Origin of the sequence: Bacillus sp. PK3_68, assembly GCF_003600835.1 — a bacterium.
GTDB lineage: Bacteria > Bacillota > Bacilli > Bacillales > Domibacillaceae > Pseudobacillus.
Map to the genome: position 1 here is coordinate 737,864 of NZ_NQYC01000001.1, position 26,399 is coordinate 764,262.

At 38.1% G+C, this 26,399-nt stretch carries 25 protein-coding genes, 1 pseudogene and 1 other annotated feature; of the genes and pseudogenes, 10 read left to right on the top strand and 16 right to left on the bottom strand.

The window, feature by feature from the left end:
- Positions 1-38: 38 nt before the first annotated feature.
- Positions 39-2,225 carry an S-layer homology domain-containing protein gene (locus CJ483_RS03860; RefSeq protein ID WP_259455557.1) on the bottom strand — a complete coding sequence of 729 codons (2,187 nt, stop codon included), beginning with the start codon at positions 2,223-2,225 and terminating at the stop codon, positions 39-41.
- A 647-nt stretch (positions 2,226-2,872) separates the two neighbouring features.
- Here CJ483_RS03860 and CJ483_RS03865 point away from each other — a divergent pair.
- Complete coding sequence (locus CJ483_RS03865; RefSeq protein WP_120032109.1) at positions 2,873-3,787, top strand: class I SAM-dependent methyltransferase; 915 nt, start codon at positions 2,873-2,875, stop codon at positions 3,785-3,787.
- Between the two features lie 323 nt (positions 3,788-4,110).
- On the opposite strand, the gene CJ483_RS03875 is transcribed toward CJ483_RS03865, so the two are convergent.
- The 4 genes and pseudogenes from CJ483_RS03875 to CJ483_RS25665 form a co-directional block, all read right to left on the bottom strand.
- Positions 4,111-5,457, bottom strand: coding sequence for a sensor domain-containing diguanylate cyclase (locus CJ483_RS03875; RefSeq protein ID WP_120032113.1), 1,347 nt, complete (start codon positions 5,455-5,457; stop codon positions 4,111-4,113).
- 622 nt (positions 5,458-6,079) lie between these two features.
- On the bottom strand, positions 6,080-7,642 hold the full coding sequence (locus CJ483_RS03880) for a 2-isopropylmalate synthase (RefSeq protein ID WP_120032115.1): 1,563 nt from the start codon (positions 7,640-7,642) through the stop codon (positions 6,080-6,082).
- Between the two features lie 57 nt (positions 7,643-7,699).
- Positions 7,700-7,945 (bottom strand) — a binding site (T-box leader).
- Between the two features lie 217 nt (positions 7,946-8,162).
- Positions 8,163-8,507, bottom strand: a complete 345-nt coding sequence (locus CJ483_RS25660) for a methyl-accepting chemotaxis protein (RefSeq protein ID WP_481747733.1) — start codon at positions 8,505-8,507, stop codon at positions 8,163-8,165.
- A 96-nt stretch (positions 8,508-8,603) separates the two neighbouring features.
- Positions 8,604-8,981 (bottom strand): annotated as a pseudogene (locus CJ483_RS25665) (PAS domain-containing protein); the annotation flags it as partial.
- 329 nt (positions 8,982-9,310) lie between these two features.
- On the opposite strand from CJ483_RS25665, the gene CJ483_RS03890 reads away from it, so the two are divergent.
- The 4 genes from CJ483_RS03890 (at position 9,311) to CJ483_RS03905 (ending at position 11,556) form a co-directional block, all read left to right on the top strand.
- Positions 9,311-9,514: a helix-turn-helix transcriptional regulator gene (locus CJ483_RS03890; RefSeq protein WP_120032119.1), complete on the top strand. Its 204-nt coding sequence runs from the start codon at positions 9,311-9,313 to the stop codon at positions 9,512-9,514.
- Positions 9,515-10,048 carry a DUF3169 family protein gene (locus CJ483_RS03895; RefSeq protein ID WP_120032124.1) on the top strand — a complete coding sequence of 178 codons (534 nt, stop codon included), beginning with the start codon at positions 9,515-9,517 and terminating at the stop codon, positions 10,046-10,048.
- Positions 9,979-10,191: a DUF3169 family protein gene (locus CJ483_RS25670; protein ID WP_120032126.1), complete on the top strand. Its 213-nt coding sequence runs from the start codon at positions 9,979-9,981 to the stop codon at positions 10,189-10,191. Before CJ483_RS03895 ends, CJ483_RS25670 begins: the two co-directional genes overlap by 70 nt.
- Before the next feature lie 576 nt (positions 10,192-10,767).
- Positions 10,768-11,556 (top strand): polysaccharide deacetylase family protein, encoded by a 789-nt coding sequence (locus CJ483_RS03905; RefSeq protein WP_259455558.1) that lies wholly within the window; start codon positions 10,768-10,770, stop codon positions 11,554-11,556.
- A gap of 368 nt (positions 11,557-11,924) precedes the next feature.
- On the opposite strand, the gene CJ483_RS03910 is transcribed toward CJ483_RS03905, so the two are convergent.
- The 4 genes from CJ483_RS03910 to CJ483_RS03925 form a co-directional block, all read right to left on the bottom strand.
- Entirely contained in the window at positions 11,925-12,764 is an 840-nt protein-coding gene (locus CJ483_RS03910; RefSeq protein ID WP_120032128.1) for a YitT family protein, read from the bottom strand.
- 629 nt (positions 12,765-13,393) lie between these two features.
- Positions 13,394-14,026, bottom strand: coding sequence for a type 1 glutamine amidotransferase family protein (locus CJ483_RS03915; RefSeq protein ID WP_120032130.1), 633 nt, complete (start codon positions 14,024-14,026; stop codon positions 13,394-13,396).
- 72 nt (positions 14,027-14,098) lie between these two features.
- On the bottom strand, positions 14,099-15,064 hold the full coding sequence (locus tag CJ483_RS03920) for a helix-turn-helix transcriptional regulator (RefSeq protein ID WP_120032132.1): 966 nt from the start codon (positions 15,062-15,064) through the stop codon (positions 14,099-14,101).
- Positions 15,065-15,596: 532 nt separating this feature from the next.
- Positions 15,597-16,352 carry an SGNH/GDSL hydrolase family protein gene (locus CJ483_RS03925; RefSeq protein WP_120032134.1) on the bottom strand — a complete coding sequence of 252 codons (756 nt, stop codon included), beginning with the start codon at positions 16,350-16,352 and terminating at the stop codon, positions 15,597-15,599.
- 172 nt (positions 16,353-16,524) lie between these two features.
- Here CJ483_RS03925 and CJ483_RS03930 point away from each other — a divergent pair, with 172 nt between their 5' ends.
- The 4 genes from CJ483_RS03930 to CJ483_RS03945 all read left to right on the top strand — a co-directional run bounded on the left by CJ483_RS03930 (position 16,525) and on the right by CJ483_RS03945 (position 19,247).
- Complete coding sequence (locus CJ483_RS03930; RefSeq protein WP_342754516.1) at positions 16,525-16,890, top strand: immunoglobulin-like domain-containing protein; 366 nt, start codon at positions 16,525-16,527, stop codon at positions 16,888-16,890.
- A 181-nt stretch (positions 16,891-17,071) separates the two neighbouring features.
- Positions 17,072-17,263: a hypothetical protein gene (locus tag CJ483_RS03935; RefSeq protein WP_120032138.1), complete on the top strand. Its 192-nt coding sequence runs from the start codon at positions 17,072-17,074 to the stop codon at positions 17,261-17,263.
- Between the two features lie 1,070 nt (positions 17,264-18,333).
- Positions 18,334-18,597 (top strand): excalibur calcium-binding domain-containing protein, encoded by a 264-nt coding sequence (locus CJ483_RS03940; protein WP_120032140.1) that lies wholly within the window; start codon positions 18,334-18,336, stop codon positions 18,595-18,597.
- Positions 18,598-18,902: 305 nt separating this feature from the next.
- Entirely contained in the window at positions 18,903-19,247 is a 345-nt protein-coding gene (locus tag CJ483_RS03945; RefSeq protein WP_120032142.1) for a potassium channel family protein, read from the top strand.
- A gap of 153 nt (positions 19,248-19,400) precedes the next feature.
- Here CJ483_RS03945 and CJ483_RS03950 read toward each other — a convergent pair whose 3' ends face one another.
- From CJ483_RS03950 to CJ483_RS03975, 7 genes are all read right to left on the bottom strand, one after another.
- Positions 19,401-19,592, bottom strand: coding sequence for a hypothetical protein (locus CJ483_RS03950; protein ID WP_259455559.1), 192 nt, complete (start codon positions 19,590-19,592; stop codon positions 19,401-19,403).
- A gap of 486 nt (positions 19,593-20,078) precedes the next feature.
- On the bottom strand, positions 20,079-20,483 hold the full coding sequence (locus tag CJ483_RS03955) for a DUF2500 domain-containing protein (RefSeq protein WP_120032145.1): 405 nt from the start codon (positions 20,481-20,483) through the stop codon (positions 20,079-20,081).
- 423 nt (positions 20,484-20,906) lie between these two features.
- A complete protein-coding gene (locus tag CJ483_RS03960; protein WP_120032147.1) occupies positions 20,907-21,812 on the bottom strand; it encodes a peptidoglycan-binding protein in 906 nt (301 codons plus the stop codon).
- 649 nt (positions 21,813-22,461) lie between these two features.
- Positions 22,462-23,043, bottom strand: coding sequence for a GGDEF domain-containing protein (locus tag CJ483_RS03965; RefSeq protein WP_120032149.1), 582 nt, complete (start codon positions 23,041-23,043; stop codon positions 22,462-22,464).
- A gap of 302 nt (positions 23,044-23,345) precedes the next feature.
- A complete protein-coding gene (locus tag CJ483_RS24225) occupies positions 23,346-23,528 on the bottom strand; it encodes a hypothetical protein (RefSeq protein WP_142927210.1) in 183 nt (60 codons plus the stop codon).
- 245 nt (positions 23,529-23,773) lie between these two features.
- Positions 23,774-24,397, bottom strand: a complete 624-nt coding sequence (locus CJ483_RS03970; protein WP_120037789.1) for a hypothetical protein — start codon at positions 24,395-24,397, stop codon at positions 23,774-23,776.
- Between the two features lie 208 nt (positions 24,398-24,605).
- Positions 24,606-25,076, bottom strand: a complete 471-nt coding sequence (locus CJ483_RS03975; RefSeq protein WP_120032151.1) for an AraC family transcriptional regulator — start codon at positions 25,074-25,076, stop codon at positions 24,606-24,608.
- Between the two features lie 252 nt (positions 25,077-25,328).
- Between CJ483_RS03975 and ltaE the strand changes: the two genes are divergently transcribed.
- Positions 25,329-26,363 (top strand): low-specificity L-threonine aldolase, encoded by a 1,035-nt coding sequence (ltaE, locus tag CJ483_RS03980; RefSeq protein ID WP_120032153.1) that lies wholly within the window; start codon positions 25,329-25,331, stop codon positions 26,361-26,363.
- Positions 26,364-26,399: the final 36 nt, after the last annotated feature.

Sequence of the window (26,399 nt, forward strand, 5' to 3'; positions counted from 1 at the left end):
GATATTGGATATGAAAAGAAATTTTCACCACATAAACTTCACTCTGCTAGCAAATCAAGCGAATCTTTAGGACGTTTTTCAATATCTGCTTTGTTTGTGCTAGATTGGTATGTGCTATTAATCAGGCTGCCGAAGCCTTGTTCACGAAGAAGTTGAACGATAAAGGCCGGTATCGGCACCTTATTGTTAACCATATACTTCGTTTTTGAGCGAATCATTTCGTCAAATATTATACTGCGCGGGATGCCTGTTTCGGCAAATATATTTTGGCTTAACAGCAGATCTGCTAGGGTCAAATGAGGGTAGTCATCGCCTCCAAATGCCTTTGCTGGGCTTACTCGGTACCAAAGATCACCATTAGAGCGGATCCACTTTGGATGAAGTGCTTCAATACCTGCTTTAATTTCACGGGCTGTTTTCAAGTAAGCAGGATGATTCGTTTGCTTATATGTTTCGAGCAAGAAACGCATCTCACCGAGTGCGTGATTGAGTGACGCATGTGTTTTGGCATGATTATTTCCGATCCCATAATAATCAGCGATTAAATAGCTAGAAGCTGTGATTGGGATAATGTTTCCGAGGCTTTTTTGTTTCACCAAATAATCAGCATAACGAATGTTGGTGCCTTGAAGCTCTCGAATAGATAACGATTCGGAAGTGTTTTTCAAGAACAAAGCGGCGTTTTCATTCAATCTAGTGTCAACATAGGGAGCTGTTAGACCGTATGTTTTTTTAAGCAACGAACTTGTATATTCCGTCGGAAAGATCGGATTCTTTCCTGCTGTGATCGCCCCGCTAGAGAATACATCCAAATCGGCCACTGCATTAATGACAAGATCATAAAAGTAGCGTTCCTTATTGCCAGTATAGGCTGTTAAATACACTCCCCCTTGAAGGCGGGTGATGTTACGGCCGTACCCCATCTTATAACCAGGCTCAATTGACCATGGCAGTTTCGTGTAAGCTCCGTCCGCCGTAAGCCAGTTGTTGATAGTTGTATATTGGCTGATCGTCCGTTTAAACCAATCGTTTCTGTTCTTATCATTGGCAAATAAACGCTTATCCGATAACAGTATCCAGTTTTCCGAAATCGCTTTAGAGCGGACAGATAAGTTTACATGCGTCGTAACGAGGTTGCGCGCTTTATCCGTGTACATTTGATAGCTTTCCCGCTCCTCAATCAGCTCGCGAAGAACAGATTTATCCCCGGTCGGGTAATTATGCTGGCGATGAAGGGAAATATAGTTTTTGCCGATCATCATTTCATTGACCACCGTATTGCCTTTTTTCGCTGATAAAATGCCGGTCGGATGTGACGTTTTATCAACACCGAATGTATCATCATGCTTTTGATCTACCTGGCCGAACGTATTATATTTAGCCAATGAATAATTATCCGACTGCTGAAACGGCACAATGACAGATGCTGAGTATGTATTGCTTCCATTATGGATAAATTTTGTAAAGGCGAATACATCGCCGTTATCCAACTTTCTCAATGTCACTCTCAAGGAGCCAAGCGGCTTAGAGGCATTTCCCATATGATAGTAATAATGATAATCAGTTGAGCGAATATGTGCATCTATCGTACGTTTGTCGTATGTAAGAGGTACACCGCGCGTATTCATTCTTACTTTAATATATTGGTAGCCATTGACTGGGACGACAACCTCTGAAGAATCGACCGGCTTAGGAATCGTAATCGGATCTTTGCTTCCAGAGAATAAATCAAGCTTTTCCATCAATCGATACACAAACACGGCTGATTCACCGCGTGTAGCAATTTTCTTCGGTAAAAAATAATTATCTGCTGTTCCTTTAATGAGTCCGTAATGAGTCATGCGCTGTACAGATTCATAGGCGTACCGGGTAATATCTGCTGCATCCTTATACGTGAGTGCAGCTTTTGTTGGGTACTCTCCTTTTAGCTGCATGGCCCGATCAAGCATAACAGCTACATCCGAACGTGTGACCGGATCATTGGCGAGCGCATAGCCCTCGGCATTTCCTAAAAGAAGCCCCGCTTTTTTCGCGGCACTGATATCTTTATATAAACTGCTGCCGGGGCCTACATCCTTAAATCCGGAGTCACCAGATGGCAAATCCAGAGCTCTTACTAGAAACGCCACAAATTGTCCCCTTGTGACTGACGAATCGAGTCGCAATGTTCCATCATGATAGCCTTCCATGACCCCAGCATCCATAAGCGCCTGCACTTGCTCCATTAAGCTAGGACTGCTAGCAGCCCTTGCTGTGGAAGTGGACGACTGAATGAAGAGCATGAAAAATAAAACTATTACGGCTAGACCTGTCATCAATCTTTTTATAGTGATCCCCTCCTCCGGCTTATTTTAACATAAAATATTAATTACAAAATATTACTAATTCACTATCTACCATCTTGACATGACGCCGAAAGCACGAGCGGGATAAAGAAGGTTAGCTTGCAGAAAGTCGTTTAATTACGATATACCGCCTTATCTTTTCGGAATGACGCTTTATTGACTTACACAGTTTATATCTTTTTGATCGTTTAGAAGCGAACCTAACGAACCATTTTCTCTTACCAAAAAAGAACAAATCCCTTTTTACTCCAAAGATATCTTTCTTGTATTTAAAAAAGTACACCCCAAAATAAAGTCGTTCCCCTCCTCAGACTTCTTCTTTCAATCTTCTATTTCATTGTGTTCTCAGAAAGATTGATTGGCTATTTTCTCCTGCTATTTGATAAGAGGGACCATCGAAAGAACAAGCGAAATCATTGACAAAAAATTTTATTTATGCTATAATTTACAATTAAAATTCGATCGTCTATAATAAGATTCCCCTGGCCAGGGGAATCTTATTATATTTTATAAGGGAGAGAAATTGTATGAATCAAAACCAGGTAAGTTTAACAGCCTTAATATCAGCCTTTGGCCGTGCCTATCATAGTAAATATGACTCACCTAAAGTTTTTGACGACTTTATCGCCGAAGAGTTCATTTCTAAAAAAGAATTTGCGGAAATTAGAGAGCATATGGTTCAAGGCGTTTACTTTTTCAACAAAGAGATCGCCCAGAGGCTTAACAACGATCCAGATGAAATTATAAAATGGATTACCCAAGTCCAGCTTTCTCCTACTCCCTTAGCACGAGCAGCATTTTGCGAAAAAGTTTTAAACCATGAAATCAAATTAGGTGCCAGACAATATGTGATCCTTGGCGCTGGATTAGATACGTTCTGTTTTCGCCACCCGGAATTAATTGAAAACCTGGAAATATTTGAAATTGACCATCCATCTATGCAAGCGTTCAAAAAAGAGAGACTGGCGAGTACAGCCCTAGAAATTCCCAATCATCTTCACTTCGTTCCAATGGATTTTACGAAACAGTTTTCTAACGAGGAATTAGTCAAACAAGGGTTTAAAGATCAAAAAACCTTTTTTAGTTTGTTAGGAGTCTCCTATTATTTAAGCAAAAATGAAATAAAAAAATTATTTAAACACCTATTTGCAAATATCCCGTCAGGCAGCTCGATCGTATTTGATTATGCAGACGAAAAACTGTTTAAGGAAAAAGGATTATCGAATAGAGTAGCGAACATGGTGGAAATGGCCGCTGCCAGCGGAGAACCTATGAAATCATGCTTCTCTTACGCTGAAATTGAGAGGTTATTAGAAGAGGTAGGGTTGCTTATTTATGAGCACTTATCACCAGCTCAAATAAATGAACAATTTTTCAGTCACCGAACGGATTATTTAACTTCATTTGAAACGATTCATTATATTCACGCTGTAAAAAAATAAGAAGAGATACATGCTGCCGCTCAATAGCTAAGATGATTGAGCGGTTCTATGTTTATTTTTCTGCTTCAAAATTATCACCTGTTTGCAGACAATTGAAAGAGAAGTAAAAAAACATCCGTTCATTCGGATGTATCCCTTTATAAAAAACAGGACATGTACTCTGCTCTATATAGAAATTTTACTTTGTTTAGATTTAGATTTTTCTTTATACATGTCTGTATCAGCAAGGTTAATCGCTTCTTCCAAAGAAATATCCGTCCCTGATTCATAATAGCAAAAACCATGGCTGACTGAGACGCTGTACGGCTTATTGTGTGATTCGTTCATTTCACCAAAAGCAACAAGGATGTCATCCCATACTTTATGGACCGCAGACATTTGCTTATTAAAAAGACGATAATAAACTCATCCCCGCCATACCGAAAGAAAACATCTTCTTTTTCTATATGCTTTGTTATTTCCTGACAAACCGACTTAATCAATTCATCTCCTTCTGAATGACCGTATTTATCGTTCACCTCTTTTAGATTGTTTATATCAATAAAGCACAAAATAAATTCTTTATGTTGTTTTTGGGCATTCTGTAAAATTTCCGTGCCGCTCCTCCTGTTTATTACGCCGGTAAGAATATCTACCGAGGCATGCCTTCTCAGTTCAGCTTCTACTTTTTTAAAATTCGTTATATCAGTTACTCCAGCTAAAATATGCTTCTCATTTTCATGTTCAATCAATTCATAGTTTACAGAAAGCCATTTAGTCACGCCAGGAGATATATTTTGCTCGACAATATGATTTTTGATGCTGCCGTATTTACTAAGTTGTTTAACAATGAAGAATCTCTCTTCTAAATTGTTATAAATCAGATTTCCTTCAAATGGCTCTATCTGTCCAAATGAATGCTGATAAAAATCGATGGCTCTTTGATTAATCAACACAATCTTGCCATCACTGATTGTAGTAAGAAGCAGCGGATACGGATTGACTTCAAATAACTTCCGAAAGCTTGCTTCGTTTTCTTTTATTTTTAATTTATGAATAAACTGGCTTCTTCGATTTGCATAAAACGTCAGAACAATAAAAAAGGCTATAATTGCTGCAATGGTTGTATTGATTTGTTTGGCTATAAGAGTGTATTTATCTTCATTCACCATATAAAGGCCTATAAGAAAAGCCGCATGGTTAAACAAAAAAATGAAAAATGCATGTTTAGGCTTTATAGGAAGTATGACAGCTACACTAATCAGAATAATCGCATAAGCATCAACATTTCCAGTGAATCTTTGACTATTAATAGAAGCCATTGCTCCCATGAAAACATAAAATATAACGTACGTATTAATAAGGAAAGCGGGCCACATAGATGTGAAAATGAATCCTTTATTTTTTATCTTGCGGTAAAAATAAAGATACAAAATCGATAAGAGAAAACCAGCAGAATGGAGCGCGATCAGCGTGTATCTAAAACTAGGATCTTTTAAATCATTAACCAAAATAACATCCACATATAAATAATAAGCGTATAAAATCAGCAAAATAATGGATGCTATTTTCAATCTATGCAATAAAAAAATATGATTCGTTTTAACAAAGCTCTTATCGTCCATATAATCCTTATGTCGGTATAGTTTTGCTATTCTTTCCATGACTGTCATTACTTTAGAATTAGCCATACAAAAAAAGTCCTGCCTTTTTATTCATTTTTTCTCATTTTAGCATGTCGTTTCTAAAAATAATACCGTTTTCATCACGGGCAGACTCGATCTTTTTGATAAGCTTGCGGTTGGAAAAATGCTGGTACTCGCATCTTTTGGCACACATCACAATTGTGAATAAACAGCCTCTCTCCAGCGGTCCGTTCAAAGCACTTTGGATGGGATTATCAAAACCTCATTAAGGTAACCGTAGATCAAACTTTTTGTATTAATACATAACTGAACAAGTGAAGGGATAAAGAAAGAAAATAACGAATAGAACAAAGCGAGGAAAATCCCTTTCATCTCCTGATTAAACTCGATACGATGCAAGAAGAATGACATACAAAAAACAATTTAAATTGAAAATAAGTCCCTTCTAAAAGAAGGGAAAAGAGGGGAAAAACCCTCTTTCCATCGTCTCATTCCACCTAAAGAAATTAGTATCCTAGACTTCTTCCCCTCCCTCTTTATCAACAACCTTTGACGAATCCGGAAGTACAGAAGGCCTCCCCATCTAAAAATGACTTTAGTTTTTATCGCCTGTTACGGCCCCTCCCACCTCTTCGGCTCTCAAGTAGCTATTACATTCACCCATTAATCATTTCACTGGAAGTAAATGATCGATAACGATGCTATTGATGGCATTAATGTAGGCTTCGGCACTTGCTTTTAGGATATCGGTATCTGATGCTTTGGCGATATATTTTTCTCCTCTGAACTCCACTTGAATTTTCACTTTTCCTAATGCTTCTTTGCCTCTTGAAATGCTCTTTATATCATATTGAATTAGCTTAATATCTAAATCACATATATTGCTGATTGCAGAATATAGTGCATCAATTGGGCCGGAACCTACGGCACTGCCTTTTATTGTTTGATTCGCTTTCTTCAACTCTACACTGGCGGATGGGAAATTGGTATTACTGATGACCTGCAGATCCATTAGCTCATAGAAATTGTCGCTATATGGATGGATTTCCTGACTGTTATATTTTTTATAACAGTTTTCAATAATCACATATAAGTCATGATTATACACCTCTTTTTTAACATCAGCTAACTCAAGGAAAGCGGCAAAGATTTCTTCAAATTTCACATCGGTAAACTGATGGATGCCCAATTTTTCAATTGCCGTTTTCACAGCATGCCGACCAGAACGAGCGGTTAATACAAGCTCCATGTCATCTAACCCCACTGCAACCGGATTGATGATTTCGTAAGTATCTCTTGACTTGATTAAACCATCCTGATGGATGCCTGAAGAATGAGCAAAAGCATTCTCTCCTGTAATCGCTTTATTTACTTGTACATCGAGCCCCATAAATCCACTTACCATTCTTGAAGTATTCATTATCTCTTTTGTATTAATGTTCGTGTGGACTCGATAAACTTCCGCACGTGTGTTTATCGCCATTATCACCTCTTCCAATGCTGCATTTCCTGCACGCTCTCCAATTCCATTGATCGTACATTCCACTTTATCCGCCCCATTTTTGATTGCCGCTAACGTATTGGCAGTAGCCATTCCAAGATCATTATGGCAATGGACACTTAAAAGTGTTCGGTCATTTAAATTTTTCAAGCGATCATTTAATTTGTATATTAATTCACCAAACTCTTCCGGCTCTGCAAAGCCAACCGTGTCAGGCACATTAATCATTGTGGCTCCTGCTTTTACAACAGCTTCTATCGTTGCCCACAAATATTCAAAATCTGAGCGTGACGCGTCTTCTGTAGAGTACTGGACATTCGGAAGAAGTGTTTTGGCGTATTTGACAGCATCCACCCCCATGTCCAAAATTTGACTTTTCGACTTGCCAAACTTCTTATCTAAGTGAACATCTGATGTGCCTAACACGATATGGATAAGCGGGCTTTCCGCATATTTCACACTATTATATACCGCATCAATATCAGACTGTACGGCTCTTGCTAATGCTGTAATCATTACCTCATCTGTGTTTCCTACCTTCATGGCAATTTCTTTCACGGCATTAAAATCGCCAGCCGATGAAGAAGGAAATCCCGCTTCAATGATGTCTACCTGGAGGTTTTTTAATTGCTTGGCAACTTCCAGTTTTTCGTATAAATTTAATTTTGCGCCCGGAACTTGTTCTCCGTCTCTTAAAGTCGTATCAAATACCCAAATTTTCCTTGTCATGTAAAAAACACTCCTTTAACATCATTAATTTATAAAAAAAGCCTCGTCTCTATAAAATATAGAGACGAGGCTTTGCTCGCGGTACCACTCTAATTGGTTAATCAAACTACATTAACCCTCTCATTTTCGATGGCCATCACCACCTATCTGCATAACGGGAGAAATCCGGCACCCCCTACTTACTTCGTGTGTTCAGGGAGCAGCTCTTGGATGAGTTCAAAGGCCATAACTGTCGATTTTCACCAACCATCGACTCTCTGAAAAGATTATAAACCTCCTACTATTTCCAATCTTCGCTTTTTCATTATGTAATTATATGCCATACTATATGAGTGAACTCTAGTTGTCAATATAAAATTAACTGAATAGTTATATTATTCCTGCGATCATTTCAACTGTTTCCTTTTTTTACGTAAAATAGGCCTGTTCTGTTAGATGCTTTACACTGCGCCATATCCCATCACATCCCAAAAACCAGCAGCCAGGCATTCCTATTTACTTTATTGATTAAACTGAGCGTTTATTCGTTAATATTTTTGAACTCTTTCATCGTTTCACTAATTTTCAATTGAGTCTCCGTTACTAAGCTTTGCAAGTTCTCTGTGATGTCACTTACCTTCACCACTTCTTGGGTTATATTCTCAACGTTATTATTCACTTTAACGATAGCATCTGAAACATTTCCTGCTAATTTTCGAACTTCATCAGCTACCACTTTAAAACCTTTTCCGTGCTCACCAGCACGTGCTGCCTCTATAGCAGCATTTAAAGCTAACATGTTCGTCTGTGAGGAAATATTCTTGATTGTTTTAGATAGCTCACTGATCAATGTAGTTTGTTCTTTTAATGACTGAAGAGCTTGCATATTTTCTTTAGACTTTGCAACAACCAAATCGCCAAGTTCTGTGGACACATTGTTTAACTTAGAAACTACACTCTCTGTTTTAATTTCTCGCTCTGTAATATCAGTAGCAATTTTAAGAACAGCGTCTACCCTCCGCTCTTCATTTAAGATGGGGATGTAGGTAGCTTCTAGCCAAATGAGTTTTCCATTTTTCCCTACTCTCTGTATCTTTTCTTGAAACTTCTTTCCAGCCCGTAAATTATTCCACAGTTCAACATACTCTTCGCTTTCTCTAAATTCCGCCGTACAAAATTGTTTATGCATCATATGACCTAATTCATTCACATCATAGTCTAATACCTGCGCAAAATTCTTATTTGCCCATATCACTTTGCCATTAATATCAAACTCTATCATGGCAAGATTCGTTTCAAGTGATGATAGCACAGCCGCTGAATCCAATACTTGTGTGCTTTTATTTATTGTAGTACTCATAAAGTACCCCCTCTTTTCTTATAGTCTAGTCTTCCTAGATGCCTTGGGAATGTGTGACAATAATACTATAATATTACTTGCAAGACAATGAAAATTAGCACTTTAAAAAAGAGGGTTGAATGGATAAGCAGAAAATTGTCTCTTATTTATGTCTACTACTTGATAACAAGCTCTCCTAAACCCTTCTCTTCATCTATATCCCTTAAGCGCAGAACCCCTCAAACCAATAGAGCGTCCTTATAATTTGACTACTATACCACCATTTTCGACAAATACACTTATCAAAATGACCATTATACTTTACAATCAATGGCAAGAGGTGAAATTTTATGAAAAGTCGTCTTAAGGAATTAAGAGCTCGGGATGGCTTGAACCAAACACAGCTCGCCAAACTGGCAAAAGTTTCTAGACAAACAATTAGTTTAATCGAACGCGAAGAGTTCATCCCTTCTCTCTTAATTGCCGTTCGTATTTCACGGATATTCCGGGAGCCTGTAGAAAATGTATTTTTCTTTGAGGAGGATGAATTATAAATGAAAATAATCAAGCAACTGTTGATCGGAGCCATAGTGGGATTTATTATAGCAATTAGCGCCCTGAACTTTTCTACCATTGATTTTTTACATTACGCAAAACCCGCCGTTATTTGCTTGTTTTCTCTAAACGTTATCCTGCTGGGATGGAGCTTGCTGTTATGCAAACAAATTAAACAGTTGCATAACACAGAGCTTACGGGTGAGGAAGAAGATGCCGCTGGGGAACTAAAATATAAAAAGTTTTCAGACTACTCCTTATTTGCTCAATCCAGTACCGTTTTATCGTTTTTAGCGTTAAGTTTCACCCTTGTTTGTAAAATGGATATAGTCTTGGTTATCCTATCAATTATTCTGTTGATTGTCGGTTATGCGTTTACTGCCTATATGATTCAGTTAATGAAATTTGTGTATCCCGATCGTGAGATCCCCCTCTTTCTGACACGCAGTTTTCGGAAAAGCTTTTGGAAATCTCTGATGAAGGGGAAAAACATATTATTATGCATGGTTTATATAAATCGTATAACTTATTAAGCATTGCGCTGACAGTTGCAATTGCAGCCGCTGTCATCTACTCCATGCTCTCACAGAATTCACAGTTGTTTTCCATCATCGCTATGTGTATTGTTTTACTCTTAGTACATGGAAAATATATCTTGACTATTCGCGACAAATAAAATTGAAAAAGGGCCTAGACTGTATCACCTTGCTCCTCTAGAGGACGAAGTAAAAACAAAGCTGGACTTCAAAATGAAGTCCAGCTTTTTAATCAAGATGTAAAAGGTTTCACCTCCCCTCTTTTCAAATGAACTCAACTCCTTCTTCGACAGGGCTCCGAATGAATCATTCAATTATTAAATGGAATAGTTCTCCTTTATTCTTCTCCATAATAACGGGCCTTTGTTTTAGCCATTCATTTAGGAACAATTTTATTAATTTTAAGTGGTTATTTTTAATCATTCCTTTTAACTGTGGAAAGGTCTCACCTGAACCTCCATCTAGCAGGTCACAGACATCCTTGTTTTTTGTATGTTTTCTTTTTAGAGAGAGACACTAACTATAATCAAGGTAGATACCCTCATTGCTTTATTCAAAATTGCTTTTGGTTAGCCGGGAACCTTCCCGGCTTCTATGGTTTCTCTTTATTTTGTAAATACATGTATAGACAATGCTTGCTCAATGTGTAATGTAAAACCAGCTGTTTGTATCTGTATTCAATTCAACATCCTATCTCAAGCTGGAGGCGATGTGGTTTGCTGAAATATATGGTCTTTTTTTGCACTCTTTTTATTGGTTGCTTTTCCATTGTATTGTCTGCAGATGCCCATATGAGCAGTCGTCAGGAATATGAGAAGTCAGGTCAAGCCATATGGGAAACGGCTACTAAAAAGAAAGTTGTAGCCATCACTTTTGACGATGGCCCAAGCCCAACCTACACTCCGCAAATACTGGATGTTTTGGCTAAGCATAGGGCAAAAGCCACTTTTTTTGTCACCGGGAAAAATGCAAATAAATATCCTGATGTTTTAAAAAGAACGGTGAAAGAAGGCCATGAGGTGGGCAACCATACGTATACCCATATTTATGACAGAAGCAAGAGCGTAAAAAAGTTAAAAAGAGAGATCGATTTAACCGCTCAAACGGTAAAAAAAATCACGGGCCAGGAAACCACACTTTATCGCCCTGTTGGAGGCATGTATAATGACTCCATCATGAACACAGCTGCTGACAAGAACCATCTTGTCGTCATGTGGTCTTGGCATCAGGATCCTAAAGATTGGCTTCGACTGCCTGCAAACAAAATTAGCAATCACGTGATTAAACATTTGCGGTCTGGCGATATTATTCTCCTTCACGATGCTGGCGGCAATCGCACTCAAACCATTCGGGCATTAGACAAGATACTGGATTATTTAGACAAATCCGGCTATCAATGTGTTACGGTTTCTGATTTAATATATCAATCTAAAGTGCTCGATCATGATACACTTCCTGGAGACCCCTCTGATGACTATTTCTCACATTCACTTAAAAATAGTTAAAAGAACCCCATACAATCTTTCGTCAACCCCCGGGTGCCGCCAGCCATGCTCGGGGTAATAATCGTGTGTTAGAGCATAGAAAAAAGCACCCTAAAGGGTGCTCAATGAAGGAATGTAAATATATCGATAATTTTACTATCAAATTGGACGCTCCATGCACTGTTTGTATCATTCTCCCCAGATAATAAAATTTCCTCACCTGATAAGAAGATGATCTTTAAAACTAATGGTTTGAAATGTCCAGCGTATAGGATATTTAATTTTGAAACCTTAAACAACTTATTATTAATTTGACACTTCCTATGGGGGTGACAGCTTCGCTGATTCTATCCCTTTTTAATAAAGATATTTTCGCCTGTTTTTGTTATTTACACATTTGCACTGTCCATAAATCCTTTTCCGATAACATCCCGCACATCATGGATGGCCACAAAACTTTCATCATCAATGGCTTTCACAATTTTCTTAAGCATCAGCACCTCTTGTTTATGAATAATGACATAAAGGATTTTTTTATCATCTTTCGTGTAATAGCCGTATCCTGTCAATACCGTGATGCCTCGATGTGTTTTTTGGTTAATTTTCTCAGCAATTTCTTCATGACTCTTCGAGATGATGGTGACCGCTTTTTTGTGATTCATTCCTTCCACAATAAAGTCCATAACTTTTGTTCCGACATAAAGCATGACAATCGTGACCATCAAACGCTCTGTTCCGATGATAAAGTATGAGGAAAATACTACAATTAGGTCAAAGAACAGCAACCCGTAGCTGATACTCCATCCGAAATATTTATTGGCAATGCGGGCAAGAATCGTGGACCCAGCTGTTGTCCCGCCTGTTCTAATCACCATCCCGATGCCGAGTCCTGCAAGAACGCCGCCAAATATCGCATTCACCAGCATATCCGATGCCTCTACCCGCCAATCATGGCTTATATGGAGAAAGAGAGAGTTAAAAATAACAGCAATAATCGTGTAAAGAACAGAGGTCTTGCTTAAAAATTTATAGCCAATCACAATTAAAAGGCTGTTTACCACGAGGGTTACAAGTCCAGGAGACCATTCGAACAAATAATAGAAGATAAGCGCAACCCCCGTTACTCCGCCTTCTCCAAGGTTAGTAGGAATGATAAGAACATTAATCGCCAAAGCAAAAATAAAGGACCCTACCATAATCGTTAAAATATCCAACAATCTTCTTTTCACATTAACACCTGCTTATATATTTTTGAAAAACAAACGGGCAGCTCTTTCGTTTTTGTAATAGAAACGAATAGCGCCCGCCTGTCTCTTTTAACTATCTATTCTTATATTCCTTGTATTCACTATAAAAAATCATTAGCTGTCCTATAAACCTCCTTTACTCTCTAGGAAGGTGAAAACTTTTTATCATTATACACTTATTGACTTCTATCTTTCTGCATTTATTTATTTTTTTTATAGGGATACGGAAACGATTCTGGATGTCAGGGGCCACCATAGGAGTAAATGCCGTGTAATCCATTTTGATCATTGCATTCAGGAAACTTTAAATCCTTGAAAATCAATAAACCTTTGCCTTCTCCATAGGAGAAGGCTTATTAAGAAAAATAGACTGAACAGCAAAAACCGATCAGTCTGTAAGTAATTATCTGGCTCAACTAAAGCGCCCGATTCTTGAAGACCATTTCATCCTCATTCCCAAAGAAAAAGCCCACCGTCGTTCAAAAAGATTTAATGTGATTTTTTACTTCCATAAATATTTTTAAGTTGTATACAAAAATTAGGATTTAACATAATTTCAAGCATGGCAATTATTTAAATTCGTATAAATTTGCTAAGTTAATTTTATTAACTCATTCATTTACTGAATTCATCAATTGAAAGAAGTATTCAGGTTGATGAGTCTTATGTAGGTTATACCAGGAATGTAATGTATCTGGTGCACATACATCTAGTTTTTTCAGTACTTCCATTGCGAATTCCAGAGGAGCTACTCCTGAGGCAGTAACCAAATTCTCATCGGATACCGCGGATCTTCCCTCATAAAATTTTTCTCCATTGTAATTAGGACAAACCATTTTCATATATTCCAAGTTATTACTTGTATGCTTTCTAGAATCTAGGTATCCCATGTTTGCGAGACCCTCCGTTGCACCGCAAATGGCAGCAACAATAGTGCCGAGTTCTAAAGCTTCACCAGTTTTTTGCAGGATAGATTGATGAAGCTCTTCTCCCCACGTGTTCCCTCCAGGTAAAATTAAAAGATCTTTCCTCTCAAGAGTACACTCATTAAGGGAAATATCTGGTTTTATGCTCAGTCCTCCCATCGTAGTAATCATTTCTTTATTCGCTCCTACTGTAACTACTTTTAAAGGCGCTACATCTTTTTTGAAATATCTCCCTGAGTGTAGTTCGGCAATTAAATATCCGTATTCCCAGTCTGACATTGTATTGAATACATAAAGATAAACTTTTGGGGTCTGCATCTAATAACACTCCAATCACAAGTAATATAGCTTATTATAAGATAACTTCCCTGACAGCTAATGTCAGGGAAGTTATCTTACTTGATGAAATTTTATTAATTCCGACAGAATGTCAATAAGCCGCTCCTTAAGGCTTATTGGCTGAATAACTTCGATAGATTGACCGTACGGTAAAAGTAAGTAAGGTACATATGTATGGAGGATATCTTTTTCAAGAAGAAATACTGCTTGATTTGAAGTTCGTTCTTGTAAATAATGTTCTAAAAACCAATGTCCGCAAACATCACTCAACGCCCTTGCCTCTCCATTTATAACCAAAGAAATAATCTCTTTCTTATTTTCTATCGTTGGAAGAAGGTTTTTCATAAAAACGTCACGTGCGGAAAGTTCTTCTGGTCGAGTAAATTTATTTTCGGTCAACATTAGATTTTCAATCCGCTCTATTTTAAAACTACGGATGTCATTCCTAAGGTGACAAAATCCAATCACATACCACTTATTATTCCAATAAATCATTCTGTATGGATCAACCAACCTGTACTTTGATTGCTCTTCGCCACTTCTGTTGTATAGAATTTTCACAGAGTATCCGTCAGCTACGGCCTGCTCCAAGTCCTTTAACAAAGGTTCCATAGAAAGCGAACTTAATCGACGTATTACTTCAAGACTGGTTACATGTTGGTTTATTTTTGTCTCTTGCTCTTGATTTGAATATTTGCTTAGCTTTGAAATAGCCCTTTTTAGTGCTTCACCTCCATAATATCCGGCTTCTTCTGCAAAAATAGCAGCATGACATAGGGCGGTTTGCTCCTCAAAATCAAAAAAAAGAGGAGCTTCAAGAAAATTGTTCAATAAAGTATATCCACCGTTATGGCCTGTGTCTGAAATGATAGGTACGCCACTTGTTGAAAGTGTATCAATATAACGGTACACCGTTCTTATATTCATCTCTAGCTTTTCTGAAATTTGTTTTGCAGTAACTTTTTTACCTGAACTAAGCATCCATAGAATTGCTAGTAGATTGTCACTTTTAGGCATATACATCCACCTCTATACGGAATTGATTATGTAAGTTTATGTTCGTTAATTAATAATGAGTGAGTTCCACTGTATTTATTATTTAAATTCAACTTATTTCCTTGGATTGCTAGTATATCTTGATAGTTCAAATGGAATTCTTCACAATCCGTTTTCAAATCCATCAACCGGGTTACCCCACAACCTGGCCCTTAGCAAAGAAAGATGAATGGAGTTTTACCTTATCACAACAAAAAAGAAAAATCCTGATTTAACGCAGGATTTTTCTCAACCTTTGTTTCAAATCTCCAATGCTCAGATGGTCCAAGCGCTGCAGCAAGATGATATGTTATAGCCACTCGCTGCTTTTTATACTATTTTCTAAAATAAAGGAGGGTTCCAAACAATCAAGCAGTTGCAACCTGCCTTAAAGTTTTAGTGCCCTTGATTTTTCTGTTAGGCTGTGTATTAAGTTTTTATATTTTCCACATTATAGATCGTTCTAGCGGAGTGAAGAAGTCGAATTTTTTCATGTGATATAGTGAATTTTTATTTACACGTAGGGAAACATCTTATTTAAATAGTAGTTTACAGAATAAGCGACCATGCTATGTCCTTTTGGCGTCCAATGGAAGCCTAGCAGCGGATCAACTAACCCGCTTTTTGAAATCTTTGTATCTGTCGCATTTCCAGCTTTCAATACGGCATTCGCATAGTTATCTACGAGTTGAACCTTGTGTACCTTTGCCACTTTTCGGATCACATCGTTATAGCTGTTCTCCCATTTGCGTAGGCCGCCCTTATCAGCGTATAATGCTCTCACTTTAGGATTGCTTGCTGAATGGAATTGATAATATACTCCCTCATTCACAGGCAGATTAGTCATCAATATGACTTTAGCAGGTCTTTCTTTTAACTGTAAGACCATGCTGGCAAGATTTCTTTCAAACTGAGCCTTACTAACTTGTGGTTGTCCAGTTTTAGGGTTAATCAATGCATCGTTTAGTCCAAACATAATTACAACAACTGCTGGATTTAGGTCTAGCACATCTTTCTTAAATCTCTTTATGGCTTGATCTGTTGTATTTCCGCTTACGCCTTTATTGATCACACCTGCAACGTTAGGCCAGTTGCGATCAGGATAATCCGGGAACTCTTTCGGCAAATATGATCCAGACGTGTTACTGTCCCCAAAAGCAACGACTCTATCAGTTTTGATTGTAGCCGCCTCTATATTAAATGACACGCCGGAGATGAGGAGTCCGGCTGCCGCAATCCCAGATACCAACAATTTTTTAATCTTGTTCATTTTAATAACCCCCACTCTATGTACACACTTATTATACCATTTACTTCCTTACTTGGAAGAATAAAACGGAATAGTGGAACCTCACTTTTTTCACCGAACTACAATGACTTAGAACAACCGAACTGTTCGTCAATGTCTCGCAGCGTTACTCCTCGTTTCCACTGGATGCCAAATAAATGAATCGAACCTAGAAAAATATCCTGCTCAAAAGCACTCTAACTCGGAAAATAGGGTTACTATCAAAACTGAGAAAGCTAAGTACCCAGCTGCAGTGAAGGCGATCACTGTCGAGATCTATAATGAAAGTGATAAAGAATACATGACAGGTGCTCACGTGTTTCTTGTAAAAAAGGTAGACGGTATATGGCGCAAGGTGCCAATGAAAGCAAAAGGCTTCACAGAGCAAGGAATGATTCATCCTCCAAATGAAGTATCATCCTTAAGCCTTAATGTTGATGATCTAAATTACGAGCTTACACCGGGTGAATACCAAGCTCTTATAGGCGCACTTGCTGCTCCATTTAAAATTGTAGAATGAGAAAGGAAAAGGCTTGATCTGTGACTCCATTAAAGTACTACGCCATAAAAGTACATTCATAAGTTATATGTGTATTTTATAGAAAAAGGGGTACCAAGTTATTAAGCTTTCTCATCTAATATCTAGCACTGAGCTTTCTTTATTTGGTTTGAATAAGGAAAACCCGGTGGGAGGTGATTACATGAGAAAAGTTCATGGCATAAAGAATTTAATCGCTTATTTAGAATTCGTGGATTTTCCACTTACGGAAGAACAGGTCAACGATCTATTATTAAAAAAGGAACTTCCTCACCTCAGACCTTTAAAACACCTCATTGTTTTTAATTTAGATCACATTGACTGGTGGATCAGCCAGCAGCGATTAAAGCCATAGATGAATACTGCCCTGCTACTAAGCAGGGTATTTATCATGAGCTGTTCATTCTCAATTTCGTGTAATTTTATTTGATCCTCGCTCTACTCTCTATTTGTTTTAAGAACGCGCATACACTTATTGAAACCTTTCCTACTATCCAATTGCTGCAAGTCATTAAGCTTTCCATATTTTTTGGCCAACCATGGATCTTCGCTAGCCTTTCACAAATACGACAGATCAAAGACAACTACATAAAATGCTCCATCGTTAATAGCCGATTTCGAAATTCTGCTATAATGTCTAGTTTGATTTATACTATCCGTTCATCGCATAATGTATCGGTAAATTCTCGATTATCCATCTACATAACATCTGCATGTTGCTTCTCAAACCAAAACAAGCAATGTCTACAACAATCATTTAAAATAAGTTGCATACCCTCCCCTCCTTCGTATGTTTTATGAACTGCGTAACAGCATGTAATCTAAGCATTTTCCGTTAAAATTTAGAAAAAGAGTGCCAGAGGATGAATGACCTTTTAGTACACTATTCGTGTGCTTTTTGTAATGTTTCACACCGCTTATGTCCACTATTCCTCAATCTTCATGTTCAATTGCTTCCCTAGATACTTACACTTGGAACACTGCTTCATCAGTATGATCTCTGAGCGTATTTCTGATTTTCGCCCCTTCCTTTCGTCTATCCCTCTTCACGTCGTTAAACCAATCATCCCTTTACTAAAAAATAATCGCTAATTCGTCTTCGTTGTTCTGTTCAATTGATACAATCTTCACCAATGACTCCCCAGGTCACGAAATACAAGAGAGACTAGGTTATGCCCCTAGCTTTATCTGCGCAAAATCAGGCATATAAACCCAATAAACTATCTCCCCTCTAGACCTTTTGTCGTTATTTGACGAAAAAATGATCTGGAATCCCCAATTAAGTTGTAGGAAAATGGAAGAAAGTACATTTCATCTTTTATGTGTAAAGTTTAGATAGAATTGCTAAAAAATTAGCTGGAGTGCAATAAAGATGATTGGATTTTTAAGAGGTAACTACACATGAATTAAAGGAGCCGATTTATTATGAATCGTATTGCTACAGTAATCTTATCTTCGTCCCTAATATTAGGAGTTTCAGCCGTCACTCCTTCCACTGTGGATGCAGCGGCAAAATCTTACAAAAACTGTACGGAACTAAACAAATCCTATCAAGGTGGAGTCGCCAAAGACGCCAAGGTAAAAAATAAAGGCGGCAAAACTAAGTATAAGCCCACAGTATCTGCAGCCCTTTATAAGTCAAATTCAAAGCTTGACAGAGATAAAGATGGCATTGCTTGCGAGAGATGAGTAAACTTTAACACTATTTCCTCTGTTCTTATAATCTATAGAGAGGATAACAACCCGCTGAAGATCTAACTAGTCAGCGGGTTCTCTTATTTTATTTGGGTAAGATTCTCTCTCAATAAAAATTCCACTGTCACATTCACTACAAATACTGGCTGTTCCATTTAAACCAAGTGCTCTTCCATTCTTCAATTCGCCGATTTTTGTTCACTTGTTTGTTATTTTTTGTTATAGCGCATACTTTCACATATAGTATAATTTTTTACATTAAACAAACTTTTGCCACATAAAGGGGATAAGAAGTAATAATGATTTCTTTTTTGCTAACTTTAAAACGATTTTTAAAAGCCCTAAAACATGCTTTTAAATTGAAGAACTTTCAAGTGCTTTTCACTTTAGTGTTGATTTTTTTACTATCGGGAACGATCTTTTATGTTAAGCAAGAAGGGTTAAGTATAATAGAAGCTCTTTATTTTTGCGTTGTGACGCTCAGTACAGTTGGCCATCCTAATTTTGAGCCTCAAACAGCGTTTGGCAAGGTGTTTACAATCGTTTATATTTTAGCTGGTACCGGTTTGTTTGTTGGGCTGATAGTGTATCTTGCCTATGCCATGATTAAACAACCGGAAGATGAAAAGCAAACGATCAAATAACAACCACAGCAAGACAGATCGTTGTGGTTATTATCAGTTGTGCAGGTGCTACTGCTAATCATACAGGCGCAGGAAATAAAGAAACATACAGATTCATCCGCTACTCTTCTTGAACAAGCTTTACCTCATCATATCCACAATTATGACAATACATTACATGGGGACAAATCTGATCTCTCGCTGTGTTCGGATAGCCGTCCCCATCTTTACTGTTTCTTCATCGTTATAATGGCCGTATGGATCTAAAAAATCGGATACTTTGCCCGAATCATCTAATTGGGAACCGCAATCCGGGCAATACAATTCCAATTCTTTAAATGAATTACACAACGGACACTGTTTCATTTATATCACCTCTTTTAGCTTCCAAATTTAGTATTCATTTTCCTCTAGATAATATGTGCAATATAAGCAAATGATAAATACAATATAGCGGATAAACTTCCGATTTATTCGTTCACTCTAGTCTTTCCTCAATCTGTTAAAGCAGTAAATCCTCTTCCGATGCATTAAAGAAACAAATGGAAGAATGTTCTTATAGGACTCTTGCTTAAAACGGTAAAACCGAGTACATAAGACTGTTTTACTCCAAAAATAAAACACCCTTTTAGGATGCTTCGTTGTTCATTTCTATTCAAATTCTCCTGTATACCCAAGTATTCAACTTCCTTTGAAGTCCTCTGTCTTTTCTTCCTTAAGCTGTTCCTATAAAACTGTGCCAGCCTCAAGTCATTTTTCTTTATTCATACTCGCTGTCTCTACCTTCAGACACTGTCCAGTTCCATTCAATGTTTGCGTAAGTCCTTATTTTATTCCTCCGAAAAGCCCTGCCTATGATAGTTCAGTCGGCTTTCCTCTGGAAAATGCGATGTATCTCGTTCCCTGGAAAGTTAGAGTTCCTATATCGCCCTCTGCCATCAGTCCATATTCCTTGCCTGGAACACGAAACTCTGATCGATCGCCACTCTCAAATTCAAATGTAACGAAGTAAGTCGTAGAGGAACTGTTAGAGTAAGTATTCTCATCATATGACTGATTATGTCTTGTAACATTTATTCGTTTAGCCTTCACGCTTGCTGGAACAGACAAACGGGGAGAATGCTCATTTTTATTCCATTGGCTAAGCCCTCTGAATCCGTTAACTATAATGCCGATAAGAGCGACCGCAAAAATCAGCCCTATAACAACAGGAACAGCCGTGAATAACCAATCTCCATTTCCTTCAAGAGTATACATGACACCGTCCTCCTTATTCTGTTAACACAATTATACGAAGAAATTCAAAGAAAGTTCCCCATTGTTTATAGTTTTTCTACTGGCGACGGTTAATTGTAGCAATAGCAGCAAGGATGAAAAGATCATCTTAGCAACAGGTGAATAAAGTTAATCATCCATCATAAATAACCGGGAGGAGATTAAAGGTTGTGTCAATTAGAAAACTCGAACTTTACTTGCTAATTTATGAGCCTAGTAGCATTTCCCTTTTCCCGAGCAACTCTGTTATACTTTAACACTTCACTCTATTCACCTATAAATTTCAACCAGCCACTTCCTCTTCTTATACCTTTGTCACACCCCTAAGTCCCTATTCATTGGAGATGGAAGTACGGTTTAGTTCTCTGCAACATTCTTTCCGGAGAGGCTTCCTTTTAACATAGTTTATTGATCCATTTGACTTGCTCTATATAACATAGACCATACTTCTTCCCTTGTCACCGGCCGTTGTGGGTAAGTACCATCGGATATGCCCTTTTCTTTAACCCACTTCTGGGCTTCTCTGAAGCGCGGGGATGCAGCCGCATCTTTTTTGTATTCCACGTTTGGTTCCTCCTTTTCTGTATCTTTGTTATTTTCCTTTAACTCTTTCAACAGTTCCTCTATCTTAGCCAGCGTCTTTTCACCTGCGATACCATCGGCTTGGAGTCCAGTACGTCTTTGCAAAACCATCACGGCATTAGCGGTAGCGTTGTCATAAATCCCATCCACACCGCCTGTATCGTAACCAAGCTTAACAAGTTTTCCTTGCAATTCTTTTACCTTGTTGCCTCGGTCTCCTTGTTCAAGATAAGATTTTTCAGGAGGTGTGTAGCTGCCAGATGGCGGCGGCTTCTTTCCTGATCGGAGCTCTGCAAGAGATAAGCCAAATGTTAGCTGAAAATGCGGAGGATCCTTAAAACTGCGAAAATCTCCTCCCCATTCAAGTCCGAGTGATTTACCTAATTGCCCCACTTGATACCAGTCTTTTTTCCCGTCTTTATTGGTATCAACATTTTCGTTCCAATATACGGCTGTCCCATCCGACGACGCAATAACAAAATCGAAAGCCAATCCAAAGTTATGGTAAGAGTAGCCCCCCTTGGCATTTGTAACAATCTCCCCCGGTTTCTCACGTCCTTGTGCATATAATTCATTTTGCTCAGCAATCGTTCGCAATCCTTGAGTAATAAGGATATAGATTCCTTTACTATGCGCTTGTCTAATAAGCTCCCTCGCTTTCTCTGCGAGCAACGGATGAACATCTTTCAAGCGCCGATCCGCTTTTGCTAATAGTTCATTTACGTTCATTTTAACCCTCCCAGTTTTAAAATTTTTCACTTCAATGAACCTTGCATGTAATATTACTATTCTTCTAGTGGACAATTCGTGTCGGCGTTTTAGCAATAACTGGAAAGGCATTTCGCTCAATTTTCTAATCAACTGAAAATGGCAGGGTGTATCGTATAATGTAGATTCTTAGACAATCACTAGATCAAAAAAGAATGATTGTCCCATCATTTATTTGATTCATTAGTGATAGAGATCCTCCCCTCTATATAACTAGGAAAAATTAGGCTTCCATACATTTGCGGGAAATCAACTTTCCCATAGCAAATACAGCCTGACTGGTGAGCTTTATCTGAAAATACTTCTTTGTGTATGGTCGACGGCTATTCTCATTCCGGAGAGAATACTGATCTATATTATGTAAGGAAGGATATACCCACTCATTTATTGATCATTGCTCATGATGAAAGAATGATGAATACAGGTATAAATCCTAAAACCAATAAATTTTCAACTAATGATGATATGTATTTTAACCATCCAGGAGCCAGATTAAGAAACTGAAAAAAACATTGGCAATAAAAAACCCCGCTTATAAGCGAGGTTTTTATTTTTAAGTCTCCCAAGAGATTCCAGTCTCTTAATCGATGGTTTGTTGGCAATTATATAATTATTCTTTTGGAGAATGCGGAGTAAAATAACAAAAGCAGCATTGGTGATGCATCGAAGATTTAGCTTGATAGAGAGCCAGATCGGCATATTCCAAAAGTTTATCTATATCCTGGCCTTGTTCTGGATAAAGGCTGATACCTATGCTTGCACGAATAGAAATATGACTATCCTTTACGAGGAAGGATGTATCGAATACTGCTTTTACTTGATTCATCTTTTCTTCTAGGTGATCATCCTGTTCTATTAACAATAAAAACTCATCACCGCTTAAATGGAAGGCATCAATGCCGTACTCTGCTAGCGCTTCTAAGCGTTTAGCTGTCTCAATGAGAAACCGGTCTCCCGCCGAATGTCCAAATAGATCATTTATCCCTTTAAACTCATCAATATCAATCAAAGCGATTCCCAAGCTGTTTCCAGCTTGTTGGGCACGTTTCATATATGATTCTATTGACATATAAAACATACGACGATTAGGCAGCTTTGTCAGCTCATGGTGTAACGCTAAATACTTCCATTTTTCCAGTTCGTCCTTCATGGATTCCTCACTTTCAACTAACTTCTTCTGCTGATTATCCATAGAGATCTTCCTCTCTTTGTTTCCCTGACTTATTTCATTTTATAACTCCATTCTTACACTCCTCTCTCTTTTCTCTTACAATAAACTTATCTGAAAGGAAAAAGAGAGGAATAACTATAATTTAAGCGATTTAGCAAATGGGAATCATTGATAATGTTTTCGTCAATATCGCTTTCCTTGCTATTCATCTACTAGGAATTAATGGGTTTGGTTAACCTGCACTGGTTCAGGAGGAAAAGCTTGATGTCCAAATTGTGTGTGTCACCGCTCATCAATAGTGAAATTCAGGAGTTTAACCTTGATTATCTCACGTAGCATGGAACGGCCCTCTCAAAAAATGAGCCGTCTAAAAGCCAAACTGCATCCATAAAAAAGCGATGGCTACTATATATAGTAGCCATCGCTTCATTAAGCCTCTTAATATGTATAATCGTTAGCCAGCCAGCCATGCGGCAACCAACACGGTCGATGAACAACCACCGCATTAGCCGTTCTCATGGATTTTATCGAACGTATGAACTATGAATCTTTAGCTTTGAATAGTAAGAAGTTTGATTCCTGAACTCTAAGGGCTGAGCTTTGAGCTTTGAACTTTTATCCAAGTATGCGATAGCTTCGCATGACTAAATGTTTTAGATAATCTCATTATGATAAAAGTTAGCGGCTGTAAGGTCGAAGCCGCTGGCACCTGTTCAGTTTTATTGATTTTCGGCTAACTAACCATCTCTATTTACTCAGGAATTTCAATTTCTGTCAATGTGTTGGATGTCGATAGCACAAAATCGACTTCTGTTAAATACTCATCAATCTTTTGTTCTAATCTTTCATATTCCTGTCGCAGCTTCAACGGGTCAACGATTTTCGCCTCATGTTTTTCCCGATAACTTTTGGTCAGCTCATTGCTTTCCTCTGCTTTTAATTTCGCTTCGCGACCATACAATACTTCCAATTGGCGATCTAACTGTTGTTTTACTTCATCATTGATATCTTCTACCTGGTCGGTAACCAGTGAAAATTCTTGTTTCATTTTTCGGAGAAGCTGCTGTTCGTATTGAATAGATGTTTTCCGTTCAATAGCTTCTGCTACTGTATACTGATTGCCCGCAATTTCAACTTGCGTCATAGCATTAGATAAAACAATCGCAGATTTAATAGCATTTCGGCGCTTAATCAAATCAAGTGTGGATTGATAAGCCGATTTGGCTTTATCTTCAAACTCTTTATTCGTAGCAAATCCGCTAACAGGCTTATTGCCCACAGCATAACTAATAAAAGGAGTTTGATTCATTGTTGTTTGAATGCGTTTATCTAACAGTTTTAGCTCTGCCAGGGCTCTCGTAATTGATATCTTCATAGATTGAACAGCCTCCATTACTCATTCTCTTCCTAAGAATAACATAAGCCAAGAGTTAGAAGCTCCTTAATTGATTCTATTTCTCTTTTTATTTACCAAAATAGTGCATTTCTATGTAAAGGAACTTAATCTAAAGCTTATAAAGCGTTTATTCGATAAAAAATCTTACTAATGAAGAAGGAGTAGAGAAAAACGAATGATTCCTTTCCTATCTTATAGGAACATACAGGTCAACCTTGCATTTTCCTTCTGGATCTTCCGCTGGGTTGTTTAAATTAAATTCCAGGTTATGCCTCTCATAATCTGCCTGATAGACACTTCGCGGCAGCCAATCCTCAAACATGTATTGATACGCGGCATTCAATTTCTCGGGCGCATCACAAAATGAATATACTGCATATACCCCTCCCGCTAATTTCCTAAATTGCACTTGTTTATGTTTCTCTGTTTCAAAGTCTTGAGGAATGGTTACACACGCATCATGACGACAGCTGTGGCTCTCAACTATACTCGGATTATCTAAGGAGATTCCTATGAAAGACTGCTTCGGCGGAAAAAGCCCATTATTCGCTGCCCAATCGATCAACTTTCCCCAGTGTTCCTGCGGTTCAAAATAACTTCCCGTACGCCTAATAAACGCCACATCAAATCCCGGTAATTCTTTAATTTTTATGTTCATTTTTCTCTCCGATCAAACTAGAATAGGTAAATAAGTTCATTCTCTATATATTCCTCGCTTTATTTATGAATCCTTTATTTTCCTATTTACCTTTTTTGTTATTAGACAATTCAGTTTTTTTCTTTGAAACGATTATCTCTTATGGTAAAATTTCGGAATAAAGGTGTGATCAATAAATCCTGCTAAATGACTAGGTAGAGTGAACAGGTACCTCACATCTGTATTTACGGTTTAACTATAGGAGGCTATATAATGATAGATTTGCGCAGTGATACGGTAACAAAACCAAGCGAAAAAATGAGAAAAGCCATGTATGAAGCCGAGATAGGAGATGACGTCTACGGCGAGGATCCAACAGTCAATAAATTAGAAGAGCTTGCTGCGGAGATGCTTGGAAAAGAAGCGGCTTTATTTGTCACAAGTGGCACGCAGGGAAATCAAATTGCCGGCTTGGTACATTGTAAGCCTGGAGAAGAAGTGATATTAGAAGCTCAATCACACATATTCCTCTACGAAGCCGCTGCCATGTCAGCATTTGCTGGTGTGCAAACCAAAACATTAGTTGGGGAACGTGGAGCTATGAAGCCAAGTGATGTGAAAGCAGCTATCCGAGAGGACGATATCCACCAACCCGAAACAGGACTGATTTGTATAGAAAACACACACAACAAAGCTGGTGGGGCTGTTGTTCCGCTTAAAATCATGGAAGAAATCTATCAAATTGCCCAAAGAAACGGCGTGCCTGTTCACTTAGATGGTGCCAGATTGTTTAATGCTTCCGTTGCTTCCGGAATTCCAGCAAAAGAATTTGCTAAACACACCGATACAGTCCAATTTTGCTTATCTAAAGGATTAGGCGCACCAGTTGGTTCAATTATTGCTGGTTCCTCTCGTTTCATCTCCAAAGCACGGAAGTGGCGCAAGCGCTTAGGCGGCGGTCTCCGGCAGGCTGGAGTTCTGGCTGCACCTGGTATGATCGCCCTTCAAGAAAACATCGAGCGCCTTCATGAAGACCATGAAAATGCCAGGCATCTTGCTGAAGGTCTTCATAGTATTGAAGGAATCACACTAGAAAACAAGGTCGAAACGAATATTGTGCTAGTTAATATTGCTCGTTCTAACCAAACAACAGAGATCTTCTTAAATGAATTAAAAAGGAATGGCGTCTTGGCTGGAGAGTTCGGCCCCCATTTGATTAGATTTGTGACGAACAATGGTGTTACCAGAACAGATATTGATAAGGCATTATTGACTATCCAAAGAACAGTAAATGTTCAACCTATTTAATGATTGCAGAGAGAGGTCTATTATTTTCTTTGATTG